This window comes from Dyella japonica DSM 16301, from assembly GCF_001010355.1.
Classification (GTDB): Bacteria; Pseudomonadota; Gammaproteobacteria; order Xanthomonadales; family Rhodanobacteraceae; genus Dyella; species Dyella japonica.
On record NZ_JPLA01000014.1, the window covers coordinates 57,528 to 75,043 of the forward strand.

Genomic DNA, 17,516 nt, shown 5'->3' on the forward strand with positions numbered 1-17,516 from the left:
CCTGTATGACCCACGAAGGAACTCTGCCATGACGATCTACAAGGCCCCCCTCGACGACCAGCGCTACACCCTCTTCAACGTGCTCGGCGCCGAAGCCGTGCTCACCAAGCTGGAGGGTGGCGAGGGCCACACGCGCGATCTGCTGGACGCCGTGCTGGAGGAAGCCGGTCGCCTGAGCGAAGCCGTGCTGGCCCCGTACAACGCCAGCGGCGATGAGGAAGGCTGCCACTTCGACAAGGCCACCCACACGGTGACCACGCCCAAGGGCTTCAAGGAAGCCTTCAAGGCCTTCGCCGAAGGCGGCTGGACCGGCCTGATCCAGGCCGAGCGCTTCGGCGGCCAGGGACTGCCCAACGTGATGGGCACCGCCACCAGCGAAATCTTCCAGGGCGGCAACCTGGCGTGGAGCCTCTACCCGCTGCTGTCCGAAGGCGCCTGCCACGCGATGGAAATGCATGGCACGGAAGAGCAGCAGGACACCTACCTCAAGCCCATCGTCGAAGGCCGCTGGACCGGCACCATGTGCCTGACCGAGCCCCAGGCCGGCTCCGACCTGGGTCTGCTCAAGACCCGCGCCGAACCCGGCGAGAACGGCAGCTACAAGATCACCGGCACCAAGATCTTCATCAGCGCCGGCGAGCATGACCTGGCGCAGAACATCGTGCACCTCGTGCTGGCCCGCCTGCCCGATGCACCGGCTGGCAGCCGCGGCATTTCGATGTTCATCGTGCCCAAGTTCAAGGTGAATGCCGATGGCTCGCTGGGCGAGCGCAACAGCGTCGCCGCCGGCGCCATCGAGCACAAAATGGGCCTGCGTGGTTCGGCCACCTGCGTGATGAATTTCGACGCGGCCGAGGGCTTCCTGATCGGCGCGCCGCACAAGGGTCTGGCCGCCATGTTCACCATGATGAATGCCGCACGCCTGGGCGTGGGCGTGCAGGGATTGGCGCTGTCCGAGCGCGCGCTGCAGAACAGCACCAACTACGCACGCGAGCGCCTGCAGGGCCGTGCGCTGTCGGGCCCGAAGTTCCCGGACAAGCCCGCCGACAACCTGATGGTGCAGCCGGATGTGCGCCGCATGCTGCTGACCCAGCGCTCGCTGGTGGAAGCCTCGCGCGCGCTGCTGCTGTACACCTCGCTGCAGACCGACGTGGAAGCCCGCGGTGCGGATGAAGCCACGCGCAAGCAGGCCAGCGACCTGGTCGCCTTCCTGATCCCGATCGCCAAGGGCGTGGTCACCGAGCTCGCGCAGGAGTGCACCAAGGAAGCGCTGCAGGTGTACGGCGGCCACGGCTACATCGCCGAGAACGGCGTCGAACAGTTCGTGCGCGATGCCCGCATCATCACCTTGTACGAAGGCACCACCGGCATCCAGGCCGCCGACCTGCTGGGCCGCAAGATCCTCCAGCTGCAGGGCACCGGCTTCAAGCTGTTCCTGCAGGAGATCCTCGCGTTCTGCCAGCAGCACGCACAGGATGCCGCGCTGGCCAGCCTGATCGGACCGCTCGCCAAGCACGCCAAGGAATGGGCCGACCTCACCCTGGCCCTCGCCCAGCGCGTGCAGGCCAACCCGGAAGAACTGGGCGCCGCGGCGATGGATTACCTGTATTACTCCGGCTACATCACGCTGGCCTATATGTCGGCACGCGGCGCTGCCGCACTCGCCAACAGCAACCAGCCGGAAGCGTTCAAGCAGGCCAAGCGCGACAACGCGACCTTCTACTTCGCCCGCATTCTGCCCCGCAGCCTGACCCACAAGGCCGCGATCGAGGCCGGCGTGGACACCATCCCCGCCATCGCCTGATCTGATCCACCCAAAGGCCCCTCCACCACGGAGGGGCCTTTTCTTTTTTGTGGGAGCGCACCCTGTGCGCGACAGCGACAAGGCGCATAGGAGCCACGTGCTTCCACCGCACGGATACGTCTTCACATTTTCAGGACTACCACCTCAGCGCCCCTGGGTGTAGAAAACCATCTTCTCTCGCTGCCGGTTGTTCCCGCATGAGCGACGCCAGCTTTCTGATCCGTCTGGCCGAGGACGACGACGACTTCATCCTTGGCCTGGTGCCCCGTTTCGTGGACTTCAACCTGCCGCCATGGCGTCGCCGCCACGAGTGCATCGAAGGCATACGCAAAGACCTCAGTCGTCATCTGGATGAGCAGCCGGCCAACAGTTTTTTGTTCGTGGCCGAAGACAGCGACGGCGTGGCGGTCGGCTTCATCCATCTGCAGAAGACGCAGGATTACTTCACCGGCCGCAGCAACTGCCATATCTCAGATCTTGCCGTGGCCGCCCAGCACGAAGGCCGCGGGGTGGGACGCGCCCTGCTCGACCACGCCGAAAACTGGGCCCGCGAGCATCGCTGCCAGCTGGTGACGCTGGCGGTATTTCCCGGCAACGAACGCGCACGCGCCGTGTACGAAAACGCGGGCTACGCCGCCGACCTGCTGCGCCTGGCCAAGCCCGTGCGCTGAGCGATGGTCGGCGATCCAGGCGCCTTGCCCGCGGTCACCGCACGACGGGAGACAGTCATGACCGACCCACTGCACACCGTTCGATTTCCTGGCGAAAGCCCCGCCTATCGGATCGCCCGCGATCGCCTGCTGAAGGCGGAAATGGAGTTGCGGCGGCAAACCGAAGCCACCGCTGCATTGCGCCGCGCACTGCCGCTGGGCGGCGTGGTGCCGGTGGACTATGCCTTCGACGATGAAGGCGACACGCCGATCGATACCGACATCGAACGGCAGACGCGCCTGTCCGACCTGTTTGCCGACGGCAAGGACACGCTGGCGATCTACAGCTTCATGTTCGGGCCGGCCATGTCGGCACCGTGCCCGTCGTGCTCGTCGATACTCGATGCGCTCGATGGCGAGATGCCGCATCTGCGCCAGCGCGTGAACGTGGCGGTGGTAGCCAAATCGCCGATCCAGCGCATCCGTCATTTCGCGCGCGATCGCGGCTGGCGCCAGCTGCATCTGCTGTCATCCGCGCACAACACGTACAACTCCGACTATCACGGCGAAAGCGCCGATGGCAGGCAGATGCCTGCGCTGAATATTTTTCTCAGGCGCGACGGCCAGGTGCACCACACCTGGTGCAGCGAGCTGATGTTCGTGCCGCCGGAACCGGGACAGGACCCGCGTCACGTGGATGCGATCTGGCCACTGTGGAACCTGCTCGACTGCCTGCCGGAAGGGCGCGGCGCGGACTGGCGGCCCAGCCTCACCTACGACCGCTGAAGGCCACGCTCACGGCGGCGGCAAGGCCATCTGCGCAAACATCGAGGCGGTGTCGCGCACGCCCCAGCGGCGTTCGATGTGGCCTTCCTTCACCACGAACCATTCCATCGCCAGCACTTCGTAATCCTTGCCGGTGACGGGGCCGCCGCGGAACGATTGCACCGAGCGCCCACGCTCGGTGTAGCGCACCACCACGGTGTCGCCTTCGGCCACCACGGCGTCCACTTCCAGACTCATCTGAAAGCAGCGCATCAGCTGTTCCCACAGCGGGCGTGCCATCTCCAGACCGCCCCAGCCCAGCGCGCCATGGATCAAGGCATCGGGTGCGAACAACGCGCACACGCCATCGAGGTCGCCGCGATTGAACGCGTCGACATACGACATCACCACGCGCTTGTTCTGCTCGGACATGCCTGCCCCGCCATGGGGATCGCGTCGGCGGCGCCACGCAGCCCCGTTCGGGCCAAGCATATCGCCCGACCCTGCAAGCATGGCGTGAGGATGCGGGACCATGCCGGGAGACGGTACGAATCAGCCGCAACGCGTTGCGCGCCGCGGGCAACATCACGGCGCCCGCAGGCGCCGTGATGTCGTTGACATCAGTTCTTCAGAGCGGAGGAAGCAGCCTGTTCGGCCTGCTCGCGCTCGCTGAGGCGCTGCGACACGCGGTCGATATTGCCCAGCGACACCAGGTGCGCGTAGATCCAGCCGTACACGCCTTCACGCAGGAACTCCAGCGCGGTCTTCTCGTCGAGCTGACGCAGCTTGTCTTCATTGACCACGAACAGGCCGTTGAGGTTGATGGACTTGCCATCCTTCTCCAGACGGATGTTGCGCGGCTCGAGCAGCTTGTGCTTGCGCAGCTGCTCCATGAACCTCTGCGTGCGCGACACGTGCTGCTGGAACTCGCCGAGGAAACGCACGGCGTTGTTCAGCACTTCGCTCTCGCTGCCGTCGTCCTTGAACAGGACTTCGCCCTCGGTGGTGTTGAAGCCTTCATAGGCTTCGTCGAGGAACACGGTGAAGTCGTCGCCTTCGGCGCCCACCGGCTTTTCAGCCAGCACGAACGGATAGCGGCGGATGAAGGCCGGGATGTAGGTGTTCGGCGCCCAGTGACCCTGTTCGTTGATGAACAGGTTCTCGTTCTCGCGCAGGCCCAGCAGAGCCATCGGGCCGGCGTCTTCGACGGTCACGCCGCCGAAGAGAATCGGCAGGTCGCGCGCGGCTGCGGGGAATTCCACGCCGGTCAGCGGCACCGAGTGCACCGAGCCGGCGAACTTGAGGTTCGGGATCGGCTTGATGCGCAGATCCTTGTGTTCGGTACGGTTGAGCGGAACAGGACGCTCGTAGAAAAGAACTTCAGCCACGTTGATACCTCTCCCCAGCCGTGCCGGGGTCGCCACCCAGGCTCCCCCTCCCAAACCCGGCCTCGGGTCTACAAATGAACGGACACTATATCAGCGCTTCCGCCGACACGAGAACACCCGTCGGGCATGCCTTCCCCTGCCCTGACAACCATTTGCGTGTGTTCTGTCATGGATTTGGTCTATCCTCGGCGCCATACGAGCATCTTTGCGGCACCCGAACGTTCATTCCCCTGGGTTGAAGGACGGTTTTGCATGCTGATGGAAGTACCTGGCCGCGTTGTCGATCTTCATTCGACCCGCGTGCTGTCGCTGGACGCCGCCGGCAGAATTCTCGACTGGATCAGCTGGCAGGAGGCGGTTTGCCTCTATGTTCGCGACGCCGTGGCCTGGACGCTGGGCGACCCCTGCCTGACGGTGCATGGCGGCCATAACCGCCTCAGCGGGCTGCAGAGCACGCTGTCCCTGCATCCCATCATCGCCAGCACCGGCCATTGCCGCGACCACGCCATCGATCCCTCGCCGGCGCTCACCAACACCGCGCTGTTCGCCCGCGACCGCTATCTGTGCATGTATTGCGGCCAGCGCTACAGCCGCGGCGAACTGACCCGCGACCACGTGCTGCCGATCTCCAAGCAGGGCAAGGACAGCTGGGAAAACGTGGTCAGCGCCTGCCTGGCCTGCAACCTGCGCAAGAGCAACCGCACGCCGCAGCAGGCCAATATGCCGCTGTTGGCAGTGCCCTACCGCCCGAGCTGGGTGGAGCACCTGATCCTGTCCAACCGCAACATCCTGGCCGACCAGATGGAATTCCTGGTCAACCATCTGCCGCGCGATCGGCGCGAGCACATGGTTTAAGGCGTTTCGCTTTCGGCTTCGAACGGGTCGTCCTCGTCCTCGATGCGCTGCAGCTCATTGCGCGCCAGCTCGGCCAGCCGGCAGTAGCTGCGGCGGATGCGGTCAAGGGTTTGCTCGTCGAGCTCTTCGAGGTTGAGCAAGGCGTTGTGCGCCTGCGAGCTGCGGATCAACTCGTCCAGCTTGATCTGCACGGCGGTGGAATCGCGGTTCTGCGTGTTCTGGATCAGGAACACCATCAGAAAAGTCACGATGGTGGTGCCGGTATTGATGACCAGTTGCCAGGTGTCGCCGAAGCCGAACATCGGCCCGGTGACGGCCCAGGCCACCACCACCAGCACCGCCAGCACAAAGGTGACCGGGCGACCGGAATAGTGGGCAACGGATCCGGCGAATCGCTGGAAAGCCTTGCGTGCGCTCATATGTAGGCCCTGGCTGAATGACTGCGCCGGAGCCTCGCCCCTGGCGTGTCAGCGCCGTGTGGAGGCGCAGCCCGCAAGAATTCACCCGGCTGCCCTTGCCCCGCCTCCCCGCTGGGCCAACAATACGCCAATGAACGACCTGTCCCGCTACCCCCATCTGGCGCCCATCGAGACGCCAGCCGACCTGCGCAAAGTGTCCGACGACGAGCTGCCCATCGTCGCCGAAGAGCTGCGCCAGTACCTGATCGAAGCCGTGGCCAGCTCCGGCGGCCACTTCGGCGCGGGCCTGGGCGTGGTGGAACTGACCGTCGCCCTGCACCACGTGTTCGACACGCCGAACGATCGCCTGGTGTGGGACGTCGGCCACCAGTGCTATCCGCACAAGATTCTCACCGGCCGTCGCGACCGCATCACCACGATCAAGAAGAAGGACGGCCTCGCCCCGTTCCCGCGTCGCGAGGAAAGCGAGTACGACACCTTCGGCGTGGGCCACTCGTCCACCTCCATCTCGGCGGCGCTGGGCATGGCGATCGCCGCGCAGCGCAAGGGCGACCAGCGCAAGGTCGTCGCCGTGATCGGCGATGGCGCGATGACCGCCGGCATGGCGTTCGAAGCGCTCAACCATGGCGGCGACGTGGAGCCGAACATGCTGGTCGTGTTCAACGACAACGGCATGTCGATCAGCGAGAACGTCGGTGCGCTGACCAAGATGGCGGCGCGCGCCATGAGCAGCCGCCGCCTGAACGCGCTGCGCGAGCGGGCCAAGCGCGCCATTCCGAAGCAGTCGTTCTTCGGCCGCTTCTTCAAGCGCTGGGAAGAGCACGCCAAGGGCATGTTCGTGCCCAGCACGCTGTTCGAGGAACTGGGTTTCCATTACACCGGTCCGATCGACGGCCACAACATCCCGCAGCTGCTCACTGCGCTGCGCACGGTGAAGAACCTGCCCGGTCCGCAGCTGCTGCATGTGATCACCACCAAGGGCAAGGGCTACGCGCCCGCCGAACAGGCGCAGATCGAATACCACGCCGTGGGTCCATTCGATCCGCAGGCAGGATTGGTCAAGAAAGCCGGCCCGTCCAAGCCCACTTACACCGATATCTTCAGCGACTGGCTGTGCGACATGGCCGCCGCCGACGAGCGCCTGCTGGGCATCACGCCCGCGATGCGCGAAGGCTCGGGCCTGGTGCGTTTCTCCAGGGAGTACCCACAGCGTTATTTCGACGTGGCGATTGCCGAACAGCACGCGGTGACGCTGGCCGCCGGCATGGCCTGCGAAGGCGCCAAGCCGGTGGTGGCGATCTACTCCACCTTCCTGCAGCGCGCGTTCGACCAGGCCATCCACGACGTGTCGATCCAGAACCTCGACGTGACCTACGCGATCGATCGCGCCGGCGTGGTCGGCCCCGATGGCGCCACGCATTCGGGCAGCTTCGATCTGTCGTTCCTGCGTTGCCTGCCGAACATGGTGGTGATGGCGCCGGCGGACGAAAACGAATGCCGCATGATGCTCACCACCGGCTTCCACTATCACGGTCCGGCTGCGATCCGTTACCCGCGTGGCACCGGCCCCGGCGTGCCGCTGCAGCAGGAACTGGAAACCTTGCCGATCGGCAAGGCGGAATTGCGTCGGCGCGGCCATGGCCTGGCCCTGCTCAGCTTTGGCGCGATGCTGGCGCCGGCGGCGGAGATCGCCGCTGAAATGGATGCCACCCTGGTCAACATGCGCTTCGTCAAGCCGCTGGACGAGGCGATGATCCTCGAACTGGCACGCACCCACGATGCGTTCGTGACGCTGGAAGACAACGCGATTGCCGGCGGCGCGGGCAGCGGCGTGGCCGAATGCCTGGCCGCGCATGGCATCGTCAAGCCGATCCTGCACCTGGGCCTGCCGGATGCCTACCTGGAACACGGCAGCCGCGAAGAAGTGCTGACCATGGCCGGACTGGACCTGCCCAGCATCCGCCGTGCGATTCGTGCCCGCTTTCCTCAAGTGGGTTCGCGCAGCCAGATCACGGCCTGATCGGTCAGCTCAATGTTTACCGAAAACGCCGCGCACTGCGCGGCGTTTTCATTTGGACGTCCATCACGCGCCGGGCCAGACTCCGCCGCTGACGCGATCGCGCTGCTCCAGATCCTGCTCGGTGAACACCTCGCGGTAGCCCGCGGCGGACAACACCTCGCGCACTGCCGGCCCCTGGTTCCAGCCGTGCTCCATCAACAGCGAGCCGCCGGGTTCGAGATGGTCGCGCGCCTGCGCCACGATCTGGCGGATGTCATCGAGCCCATCGGTCCCGGACGCCAGCGCCGAGGCTGGCTCGAAACGCAGATCCCCCTGCGCCAGATGCGGATCGTCCGCTTCGATGTAAGGCGGATTGGAGACGATCAGCTCAAAGCGCTCGCCCGCCAGCGCCGCCAGCCAGTTGCCGTGTGCAAATCGAACGTTGGCAATGCCGTGCTTGCTGGCGTTGCGCGCTGCCACCGCGAGTGCGTCGGCGCTGGCATCCGTCGCGACGACCTTGGCGGTTGGACACTCGCGCGCGATTGCCAGCGCAATGGCACCGCTGCCGGTGCCCAGATCCGCCACGCGCGTTGTCGCTGTCATGCGAGCGAGCGCGAGCTCCACCAGCAATTCGGTTTCCGGCCGCGGAATCAGCGTGGCCGGGGTGACTTCCAGGTTCAAGGTCCAGAAGCCGCGATGACCCGTGATATACGCCACCGGCTCGCCATCGCGACGACGCTGCACCAGCGTGTCGAATGCCTTGACCTGATTGCCGTCGAGTTCGTCGTCGGCATGCGCGATCAGCCAGCTGCGCGGCTTGCCCAGCACGTGCAGCAACAGCAACTCAGCTTCCAGCCGTTCGCCGAGCGCGTCGGCGGCATCGGCAATGATCGCGCGCACCTCAGCCACGCTCGGCGCTCCAGTCAAAGCCAACGGAAATACGAGCAGGCGACCAGGCCGACATGACTGCTTCCAACGAGTAGGAAGCCACAGTGTAGAGGCAATACTGCCTCAGACCGCCGTGGGCGACAGATAGCGATGCACCGCCTGGATCACCACCGAGCCCTCGCCCACGCCCGACGCCACGCGCTTGACCGAACCGGAGCGCACATCGCCCACGGCGAAGATGCCGGCCTTGGTCGTGGCGTACGGGGATTCCAGGATGTGCCCCTGATCGCATCGACCGGTAAGCACGAAGCCCTTGCTGTCCAGCGCGAGGCAATCCTTGAGCCAGTCGGTGTTGGGTTCGGCGCCGATCATCACGAACACATTGCTGCACGGTCGCGTGGTGGACTCGCCCGTCTCGCGCTGCTGCCAGGTCACGCGATGCAGCCGGCCTTCGCCTTCCAACCCGACGATCTCGCTATGCGTGTGCAAGGTGATCGACGAGGACAGCAGGATGCGCTGCACCAGATAGTCGGACATGGTGGCGGCCAGACCCGACGAGCGCACCAGCACATGCACGTGCGAGGCGATGCGCGAGAGGAATACCGCTGCCTGTCCGGCGGAATTGCCGCCGCCGACCACGATCACTTCCTCGTTCTTGCACAGCTGCCCTTCCATCGCAGTGCAGGCGTAATGAATGCCCGCGCCTTCGAAATGCGCGTAGCCCGGCACGTCCAACTTGCGATAGCGCGCACCCGTGGCCACGATCACCGAGCGCGCCTGGATGCTTTGCCCATCGTCGAGAAACATGCGGAATGGCGTGACCGAGCAGTCGATGCCGGAGGCCTGCCGCGAAATCGCCAGTCGCGCGCCGAATTTCTGCGCCTGAGCCTGGGCACGACCGGCCAGGGCCTGCCCGGAAATGCCGGTGGGAAATCCCAGATAGTTTTCGATCTTTGACGAGGTACCCGCCTGCCCACCCGGTGCCACACCTTCCACGACGATGGTGGAGAGGCCCTCGGACGCGGCATATACAGCAGCCGCCAAGCCTGCGGGACCGGCGCCGGCCACCGCCACGTCGTAGACGAAATCCGGATCGATGGTTTCGGTGAGGCCAAGTTCGTCGGCAAGCTCGGCGGTGGTCGGGTTCTGCAGGAAGCAGCGCTCCGGACAGATCACCACCGGCAACTGGTCAAGCGTCAACTGAAAGCATTCGATGAAGCCATCGGCGTCCGGATCGGTCTCCGTATCGATAAGGCGGTGCGGGTAACCGTTGCGCACGAGGAAACGCTCAAGGCGCAGCGTATCGCCGCTGTGCCCCGGCCCGACCAGCACCACGCCACCAAAGCCCGCGCGGATCAAGCCCACGCGCCGCAGGATGAAGGCGCGCATGATGATCTCGCTGATATCCGCCTCCGCGGCCACCATGCGGCGGAAATCCTCCGAACGCACGCGCAGCACGCGGCTGTCCATCGCCACCCGTGCCGAGGCCATCACGGCGCGGCGATTGAACATGTTCATCTCACCGCTGAACTGGCGCGCGGTGTACATGGTGAACACGTTGGACTGGCCGTGCTTGTCGACATCGAAGATTTCCACCAGTCCATCGAGCACCAGGAAGAAATCCACGCCGCGCTGCCCGCGTTCAAACAACATGGTGCCCGGAGAGACGTTTTCTTCCTGCCCATAGGCCGCGATGCGCCGGACCATGGTGGGATCCAGGCGCGGAAACATCTGCTCCTTGCGGTTCATCGGATCGGTCGGGTCGTAGACGACCTCGGGTGCTGGCGACTGCTCGGACATGCAAGACACCTCGTCAAGGGGACGGCCCGGCAGCAAGCGACCAGGCGCGTCCTTCAGGTCATTCAGCGCGAATGGCGGGAACCGCGCAGCGCTGCTACACGCATCGTGCGCCGCAACGGTGTCGCTCGCAAGTCATTGCGGCGACGCCTGCATGGCGGCCGTGATCGACTTGACGAGGCGTTCACGAAACCATCGATGCGCCTGGTCGTTGTCCTTGGAATCGTGCCAGTAGGCGAGGATGGGGATCGCCTTGATGCGCACCGGCAACGGCTGCATGGCGATCGGTAGGAGCACGGCGAGATGATCGGCATAAGCCTTGGGCACGGTGAGCAACAAGTCGCTGGCCGCGCTGATCTGGCACGCTGAAAAGTAGTGCTGCGCCACCATCCGCACTTCGCGGAACATGCCGTTCTGGCCCAGCAAGGTATCGAGCGCACTTGCCTCGCCCAGCGGAGAGACGGTGACGTGCTGCGCGGCGAGGTAATCGGCGCGCCGCAGCGAGCGAGCGAGCGGGTGATCGCGCCGCATCACCACCACCAGCGTCTCATCAAGCAGGCGCCGATGGGAAATATGCTCGCCGGCGCGCAAGGGGCGATCCACCGCCAGATCCAGCGCACCGGTGCCCAGCTCGCGCTCCACCTCATCGGCGGCCACGCGGCGGCTCACCACGCGCACGCCCGGCGCCTCCCGTCCGATGCTGGCCATCAGGCCCGGCAAGGCAATCGACTCGAGGATGTCGCGGAAGCCGATCACGAACTCTGTCTGCAGTCGCCTTGGATCGAAACTGGGCTGCGCGTGCGCGCTGGCCAGCAGGCCTTTGAGGTGTCCCTGCACCGCCGGCATCATCGCGCGCACCTTGTCGGTGGGCAGCAGCCGATTGCCCTGGCGCACGAACAGCGGATCGCCCAGCTGGTCGCGCAGGCGACGCAGGGCGTGGGTCACCGCCGGCTGGGTCAGGTGCAGCACCCGCGCTGCCGCGCTCACCCCGCCTTGCGTGTAGATCGCGTCAAGCACGCGGAACAGATTGAGGTCGATCCGGCTGTCACGTTCCATGCGCGAACCCATTCATATGGCTAATGTCGACCCATAAAGTATATTCATTTCAATAATTGGTCGTCCGAGGCGTACGCTCCGTGGAAGTTCAGGAGCCCCGCCATGGATTTCGCCCCCACCGAACGCACCCGTGCGCTCACCGAACGCCTTCAGGCCTTCATGCGCGAGCATGTGCTCCCCGCCGAGCCGGTCTACATGGCGCAGCTGACGGGTAGTGCCGACTATCGCCAGTGGCGCCAGCCGCCGGTGATGGAACAGCTCAAGTCGCGCGCCCGCGACGCCGGCCTGTGGAATCTGTTTCTGCCCGAGCTGGAAGACGGCCCCGGCCTGAGCAATCTGGATTACGCACCGCTGGCCGAAATCATGGGCCACTCGTTCATCGCGCCCGAGGTGTTCAATTGCAATGCGCCCGACACGGGCAATATGGAAGTGCTGCATCGTTACGGCTCTGCGCCGCAGCGCGAACAGTGGCTGGAACCGCTGCTGCGCGGCGAGATTCGCTCGGGCTTTGCGATGACCGAACCGGATGTGGCTTCTTCGGACGCCACCAATATGCGCGCCACAGCCACCGTCGAAGGCGACGAGATCGTGTTGAACGGTCGCAAGTGGTGGACCACCGGCCTTGGCCATCCGCACTGCCGCTTCGTGATCTTCATGGGCCTGAGCGATGCGCAGGCCGAGCCGCATCGCCGCCACAGCATGGTGATCTGCCCGCTCGATGCGCCGGGTGTCCACATCGAGCGCATGCTGCCGGTGTTCCACGACTACCACGAGCCCAGCGGCCACGGCGAACTGCATTTCAGCAACGTGCGGCTGCCCGTGACCAACGTGATACTCGGTCCCGGCCGTGGCTTCGAGATTGCGCAGGGACGCCTGGGTCCCGGTCGCGTGCATCACTGCATGCGCGCGCTCGGTGCCGCCGAACGCGCGCTGTCGCTGCTGTGCCAACGCGCGCAAACACGGGTGGCCTTCGGGCAGCCTCTGATCAAGCTTGGTGGCAACGCGGACATCGTGGCCAATCTGCGCATGGCCATTGAACAGGCGCGATTGCTCACGCTGAAGACCGCGTGGGTGCTGGACACGCAAGGCAGCAAGGCAGCACTCAGCCTGATCTCGCAAATCAAGGTGGTGGTGCCGGCGGTGGCGCAGCAGGCCGCCGATGCCGCGATCCAGATCCATGGCGGCGCCGGCCTTACCGACGACTTCCCGCTCGCCCAACTCTATGCCTATGCACGTGTGTTGCGACTGGCCGACGGTCCCGACGAAGTGCATCGCGCCGTCGTCGCCAAGATCGAAGCCAAGGCTCAACTCGCCGCAGGAAACCACGCATGACCGCCACTCCGGATCAGGCGCGCGCCGTGCGCGAGGAAGACGCCTTCGATATCGCTCGCGTCGATGCATTTCTCAAGCAACACATCGATGGCCTGGCTGGAAGCCCGACCGTCAAACAATTTCCGGGCGGCGCCTCCAATCTCACTTACTTGTTGAGCTATCCCGATCGCGAACTCGTGCTGCGTCGTCCACCGCGCGGCGCCAAGGCGAAATCCGCGCACGACATGCTGCGCGAGGCGCGCGTGATGGGCGCGCTCAAGGCCAGCTATCCGTATGTGCCGGCGATCCTCGCGCGCTGCGACGACGACAGCGTGATCGGCCAGGACTTCTACGTGATGGAGCGGCTGAGCGGAACGATACTTCGCCGCGACCTGCACGCCGGACTCGGTCTCGATAGCGACGGCGTACGCGCGCTATGCCTGGGCTTTGTCGATCGCCTGATCGAACTGCATCAAGTGGATGCCACCCAGCCCGGGTTGAAGGAACTGGGCAAGGGCGAGGGTTATATCGCGCGCCAACTCACCGGCTGGAGCGAACGCTGGCGCCAGGCAGCCACGGAAGGTTCCGATCCGTGCGAAGACGTGATCGCCTGGCTCGATGCGCAGCAACCCGCGCATGACAACGCGAGCTGCGTGATCCACAACGATTTCCGCTTCGACAATGTCGTACTCGCCATCGACGACCCATTGGCCATCATCGGCGTACTGGATTGGGAGCTGGCCACCATCGGCGATCCGCTGATGGACCTGGGCAGCTCGCTCGCCTATTGGGTGCAGGCTGACGACGATGCGGTCTTCCAGTCATTCCGCCGCCAGCCCACCCACGAAGCGGGCATGCTCACGCGGCGCGAAGTGGTCGCCTACTACGGCGAACGCACGGGGCTTGATGTCGCAGGCTGGCGTTTTTACGAGGTTTTCGGCCTGTTCCGGCTGATGGTGATCATCCAGCAGATCTACCGGCGCTATGCGCTGGGGCAGACCACCAACCCGCAATTCGCGGGCTTCGGCGATGCGGCGCGCTATATGGGCATGCGCTGCCGCCGCATCATGGCGGCAAAGGCCTGACGCATGCGCGAGCTGCTGCTGATCCGGCACGGGCAGGCGAGCTTCCATGCGGAGGACTACGACCAACTGTCCGCGCTGGGCGAGCGCCAATCGTTGCTGTTGGGCGAATGGATGGCCGAATGCAGCGCCATGCCGGAGCTGGTGGCGATGGGGCCGCGTGTCCGTCATCGCGGCACCGCGCTGCCCTGCCTGCATGCGGCGGGCGTCAACGTGTCGCCCATCACCGTGCCCGGCCTGGATGAAGTCGACCACCTGGAATTGCTTGCGCGTCTTCGGCCCGAGCTGGCAGAGGCCGGCGCACTGCGCGCGGCGATGAAACAGCAAGCCGATCCCTATCGCGCGTTTCAACAGCTGTTCGTCGAAGCACTCCAGCGCTGGACCAGCGGGGAGCATGATGCCGACTACAGGCGCAGCTGGCAGGCATTTCGGGGCGATGTGCTGGACGCGCTCGATCAACTGATCCAGTCGCCCGCCAACACGATTTGGGCGTTTACTTCAGGCGGTCCCATCGCCGTAATAACGAGTGCTCTGCTCCAAGCCCCGGAGACGAAGACTTTCGATCTCAGCTGGTCTCTCGTGAACACCGGGGTGACGAAGCTTCGATTAGGCTCGCGCGGCGCTCAGCTGGTCACCTACAACACCTGGCCGCATCTGGAGCGCTCGCGTGACCCATCGCTGGTGACGCTGCGATGAAACCATGCGTCCATCCGGCAAAGACCGATAAACCACACCGCACGACTCGGACTGGCACCCTCTCAGGAACGATCACTCCATGACCACACCCAACACGTTCGACCTCACCGGCAAGATCGCCATCGTCACCGGCGCCAGCCGCGGCATCGGCGCCGAGATTGCCAAGCTGCTCGCCGCCCATGGCGCGCACGTCATCGTTTCCAGCCGCAAACAGGCGGATTGCCAGGTCGTGGTGGACGAGATCGTGGGCCTGGGCGGCAAGGCCGAAGCGATTGCCTGCCATATCGGTGAGATGGAGCAGATCGATGCGCTCTATGCGCAGGTCGAGAAGACCCATGGTCACCTGCACATCCTGGTCAACAACGCGGCGACCAATCCGTACTTCGGACACATCCTCGACACCGATCCGTCGGTATTCCAGAAAACCGTCGATGTGAATATCCGCGGCTATTTCTACATGTCCACGCACGGTGCGCGCCTGATGGCCAGGAACGGCGGCGGCTCCATCATCAACGTGGCCTCGGTGAACGGCGTGGTGCCGGGCTTCCAGCAGGGCATCTATTCAATTACCAAGGCGGCCGTCATTTCCATGACCAAGGCCTTCGCGGTGGAATGCGCGGAACAGGGCGTGCGTTGCAACGCCTTGCTGCCCGGCCTCACCGATACCAAGTTTGCCTCGGTGCTGGTCAATACGCCCGCCATCCTCAAGCAGGCGCTCGCCCATGTGCCGATGCGACGCGTGGCGCAGCCGTCGGAGATGGCCGGGGCGGCGCTGTATCTGGCCTCCGATGCCGCGTCCTATACAACGGGCAGCGTGCTCAATGTCGATGGCGGCTATCTCTGCGTCTGAGCCAAGGAAACCTCATGAGCCAACTACAGAGTCAACGCGTCGCAGGCAAGCGCGCCTTCGTGACAGGGGCGGCCGGCGGCCTGGGCAGCGCCATCGCGCGCATGCTGGCGCGGCACGGCGCCAAGGTTTTCGTGACCGACGTGAACGCCGCTGCCGCCGCTGCGCTCGCCGATGAGATCAATCGCGAGGTCGACAAGATCGTCGCCTGGTCCAGCGCGCAGGATGTCAGCGATGAAGCCGCCTGGAAGGGCACGCTTGCGCAGGCTGCGGATCGGATGGGCGGCGTCTCCGTGCTGGTCAACAACGCCGGCGTCGGCTCGCTCGGCGGCGTGGAGAACATCGAGCTGAAGGAATGGCGCCGCGTGATGGGCATCAACCTGGAAGGCGTCATGCTCGGCTGCAAACACGCGATGGCGCATCTGCGCGACGCGCAACCGGCCTCGATCATCAATATTTCCTCGCTGGCCGCCTACAAGACCGATCCGAACTTCACGGCGTACAACACCTCCAAGGCCGCGGTGGCTGCACTGAGCAAATCCGTCGCGGTGGATTGCGCGCACCAGAAGATCGACGTGCGCTGCAATTCCGTCCACCCGGCCTTCATCCGCACCGGCATCGTCGAGGCGCTCTTCAGCAGCATGGGCGAGGCCGAAGCCACGCGCCGGCTGGCGCGCGTCAACCCGATGAATCGCCTGGGCGAACCCGATGACGTCGCCTATGCGGTGCTTTATCTAGCCTCCGACGAAAGCCGCTTCGTCACCGCCGCCGAACTGATGGTCGATGGCGGCGCTCGCGCCGTCTGACCAGGAGACCACCATGAGCTTCAAGAATCGCCAGCTGCTGTTGAAGACCCGCCCCGAAGGTCTGGTCAGTCTCGACCATTTCGACCTGCACGTAGCCACCACGGCGGAGCTGACCGACGGTCAGGCCTTGGTGAAGGTGTTGTATCTGTCCATGGATCCCACCAACCGCGTGTGGATGAGCGACGTGCCGCAATACATGCCGCCGGTCGCCATAGGCGAGGTGATGCGCGGCCTCGGCATCGGCCGCGTGGTGGCATCGAAGTCCGCGAACTATGCGGTGGGCGATCTCGTGCAGGGCCTGGTGGGCTGGCAGGACTACGCCCTGCTCGATGAAAACAAGATGGGCTACTGGGTGAAGCTGCCTCCCAAGCCGCCCGTCGCGCTGCCTACCCTGCTCGGCGCCTGCGGCTTCAGCGGTATCACCGCCTATTACGGCCTGGACGAAATCGCGCCCGTGCAGGCAGGCGAAACGCTGGTGGTTTCCGCCGCTGCCGGTTCGGTGGGCTCCATCGCCGGACAGATCGGCAAGCTGCGCGGCGCACGTGTGATCGGCATCGCCGGCGGTGCGGAGAAGTGCCGACACCTGGTGGAAGACCTCGGCTTCGATGTCGCCGTCGACTACAAGGCGGACGACTTCAAGCAGAAGCTGGCCGCGGCCACGCCCGATGGCGTGCACGTCAACTTCGAAAACGTCGGTGGCCCGGTGATGCGCGCGGTGTTGTCGCGCATGGTCAACGGCGGGCGCGTGGCGCTGTGCGGACTGATCGCCAACTACGCCGGCGGTGCGCGCGCGCAGGACGATTACAGCGTGATCATCGTCAAGCGGCTCACCGTGCGCGGCTTCCTTGCCTTCGATTACAAGGATCAGGCGCGTGCGGTGCGGGACCTGGTCGGCTGGGTGGTCAGCGGCAAGATCAAGGCCGGTGAAACGGTGGCTGATGGGTTGGAGAACGCGCCGTTGGTGCTCAATCGGCTGTTCGATGGCAGCCATACGGGCAAGTTGGTTTTGAAGGTGAGTGACGACGACTGAGGTGGCGTGGGTCGCGCACAGGGTGCGCTCCTACAAGTTCGCGGTAATGCACGGGGCGCGACGAACTACTGTGGGAGGGCACCCTGTGCCCGACCGCCACCTGCACAAAAACAAAGCGCCCCG

The 17,516-nt window shown here is 65.0% G+C and carries 17 protein-coding genes; 11 read left to right on the forward strand and 6 right to left on the reverse strand.

Features of this window, described 5'->3' with window-relative positions:
* Nucleotides 1-28 precede the first annotated feature (28 nt).
* The 3 genes from Y882_RS06145 to Y882_RS06155 all read left to right on the forward strand — a co-directional run bounded on the left by Y882_RS06145 (nucleotide 29) and on the right by Y882_RS06155 (nucleotide 3,240).
* Nucleotides 29-1,804, forward strand: a complete 1,776-nt coding sequence (locus Y882_RS06145) for an acyl-CoA dehydrogenase C-terminal domain-containing protein (RefSeq protein ID WP_046971019.1) — start codon at nucleotides 29-31, stop codon at nucleotides 1,802-1,804.
* A 197-nt stretch (nucleotides 1,805-2,001) separates the two neighbouring features.
* Nucleotides 2,002-2,475, forward strand: a complete 474-nt coding sequence (locus Y882_RS06150) for a GNAT family N-acetyltransferase (RefSeq protein WP_046971020.1) — start codon at nucleotides 2,002-2,004, stop codon at nucleotides 2,473-2,475.
* Nucleotides 2,476-2,532: 57 nt separating this feature from the next.
* A complete protein-coding gene (locus Y882_RS06155) occupies nucleotides 2,533-3,240 on the forward strand; it encodes a DUF899 family protein (RefSeq protein WP_046971021.1) in 708 nt (235 codons plus the stop codon).
* Nucleotides 3,241-3,249: 9 nt separating this feature from the next.
* Here Y882_RS06155 and Y882_RS06160 read toward each other — a convergent pair whose 3' ends face one another.
* Both Y882_RS06160 and Y882_RS06165 read right to left on the reverse strand, forming a co-directional pair.
* A complete protein-coding gene (locus tag Y882_RS06160; protein WP_046971022.1) occupies nucleotides 3,250-3,651 on the reverse strand; it encodes an ester cyclase in 402 nt (133 codons plus the stop codon).
* A gap of 188 nt (nucleotides 3,652-3,839) precedes the next feature.
* A complete protein-coding gene (locus Y882_RS06165; protein WP_046971023.1) occupies nucleotides 3,840-4,607 on the reverse strand; it encodes a SapC family protein in 768 nt (255 codons plus the stop codon).
* Nucleotides 4,608-4,859: 252 nt separating this feature from the next.
* Between Y882_RS06165 and Y882_RS06170 the strand changes: the two genes are divergently transcribed.
* The gene (locus Y882_RS06170; RefSeq protein ID WP_046971024.1) at nucleotides 4,860-5,462 is read left to right on the forward strand and encodes an HNH endonuclease; all 603 of its coding nucleotides are present in this window, start codon (nucleotides 4,860-4,862) and stop codon (nucleotides 5,460-5,462) included.
* On the opposite strand, the gene Y882_RS06175 is transcribed toward Y882_RS06170, so the two are convergent.
* Nucleotides 5,459-5,881, reverse strand: a complete 423-nt coding sequence (locus Y882_RS06175; RefSeq protein WP_046971025.1) for a low affinity iron permease family protein — start codon at nucleotides 5,879-5,881, stop codon at nucleotides 5,459-5,461. The two genes, Y882_RS06170 and Y882_RS06175, sit on opposite strands and share 4 nt — an antisense overlap.
* Nucleotides 5,882-6,011: 130 nt before the next feature.
* Here Y882_RS06175 and dxs point away from each other — a divergent pair, with 130 nt between their 5' ends.
* Nucleotides 6,012-7,901 carry a 1-deoxy-D-xylulose-5-phosphate synthase gene (gene dxs / locus Y882_RS06180; RefSeq protein WP_046971026.1) on the forward strand — a complete coding sequence of 630 codons (1,890 nt, stop codon included), beginning with the start codon at nucleotides 6,012-6,014 and terminating at the stop codon, nucleotides 7,899-7,901.
* A 63-nt stretch (nucleotides 7,902-7,964) separates the two neighbouring features.
* On the opposite strand, the gene prmC is transcribed toward dxs, so the two are convergent.
* The 3 genes from prmC to Y882_RS06195 form a co-directional block, all read right to left on the reverse strand.
* Nucleotides 7,965-8,789, reverse strand: a complete 825-nt coding sequence (prmC, locus tag Y882_RS06185) for a peptide chain release factor N(5)-glutamine methyltransferase (RefSeq protein ID WP_046971027.1) — start codon at nucleotides 8,787-8,789, stop codon at nucleotides 7,965-7,967.
* Nucleotides 8,790-8,891: 102 nt separating this feature from the next.
* Nucleotides 8,892-10,568: an FAD-dependent oxidoreductase gene (locus Y882_RS06190; protein WP_046971028.1), complete on the reverse strand. Its 1,677-nt coding sequence runs from the start codon at nucleotides 10,566-10,568 to the stop codon at nucleotides 8,892-8,894.
* Between the two features lie 132 nt (nucleotides 10,569-10,700).
* Entirely contained in the window at nucleotides 10,701-11,621 is a 921-nt protein-coding gene (locus Y882_RS06195; protein WP_046971078.1) for a LysR family transcriptional regulator, read from the reverse strand.
* A 102-nt stretch (nucleotides 11,622-11,723) separates the two neighbouring features.
* Between Y882_RS06195 and Y882_RS06200 the strand changes: the two genes are divergently transcribed.
* The 6 genes from Y882_RS06200 to Y882_RS06225 all read left to right on the forward strand — a co-directional run bounded on the left by Y882_RS06200 (nucleotide 11,724) and on the right by Y882_RS06225 (nucleotide 17,393).
* A complete protein-coding gene (locus tag Y882_RS06200; RefSeq protein ID WP_046971029.1) occupies nucleotides 11,724-12,953 on the forward strand; it encodes an acyl-CoA dehydrogenase family protein in 1,230 nt (409 codons plus the stop codon).
* Entirely contained in the window at nucleotides 12,950-14,017 is a 1,068-nt protein-coding gene (locus Y882_RS06205; RefSeq protein ID WP_046971030.1) for a phosphotransferase family protein, read from the forward strand. Before Y882_RS06200 ends, Y882_RS06205 begins: the two co-directional genes overlap by 4 nt.
* Nucleotides 14,018-14,020: 3 nt before the next feature.
* Nucleotides 14,021-14,710: a histidine phosphatase family protein gene (locus Y882_RS06210; RefSeq protein WP_046971031.1), complete on the forward strand. Its 690-nt coding sequence runs from the start codon at nucleotides 14,021-14,023 to the stop codon at nucleotides 14,708-14,710.
* Between the two features lie 79 nt (nucleotides 14,711-14,789).
* On the forward strand, nucleotides 14,790-15,560 hold the full coding sequence (locus Y882_RS06215) for an SDR family oxidoreductase (RefSeq protein ID WP_046971032.1): 771 nt from the start codon (nucleotides 14,790-14,792) through the stop codon (nucleotides 15,558-15,560).
* 14 nt (nucleotides 15,561-15,574) lie between these two features.
* Nucleotides 15,575-16,363, forward strand: a complete 789-nt coding sequence (locus Y882_RS06220) for an SDR family oxidoreductase (RefSeq protein WP_046971033.1) — start codon at nucleotides 15,575-15,577, stop codon at nucleotides 16,361-16,363.
* A gap of 13 nt (nucleotides 16,364-16,376) precedes the next feature.
* The gene (locus tag Y882_RS06225) at nucleotides 16,377-17,393 is read left to right on the forward strand and encodes an NADP-dependent oxidoreductase (RefSeq protein ID WP_046971079.1); all 1,017 of its coding nucleotides are present in this window, start codon (nucleotides 16,377-16,379) and stop codon (nucleotides 17,391-17,393) included.
* Nucleotides 17,394-17,516 lie beyond the last annotated feature (123 nt).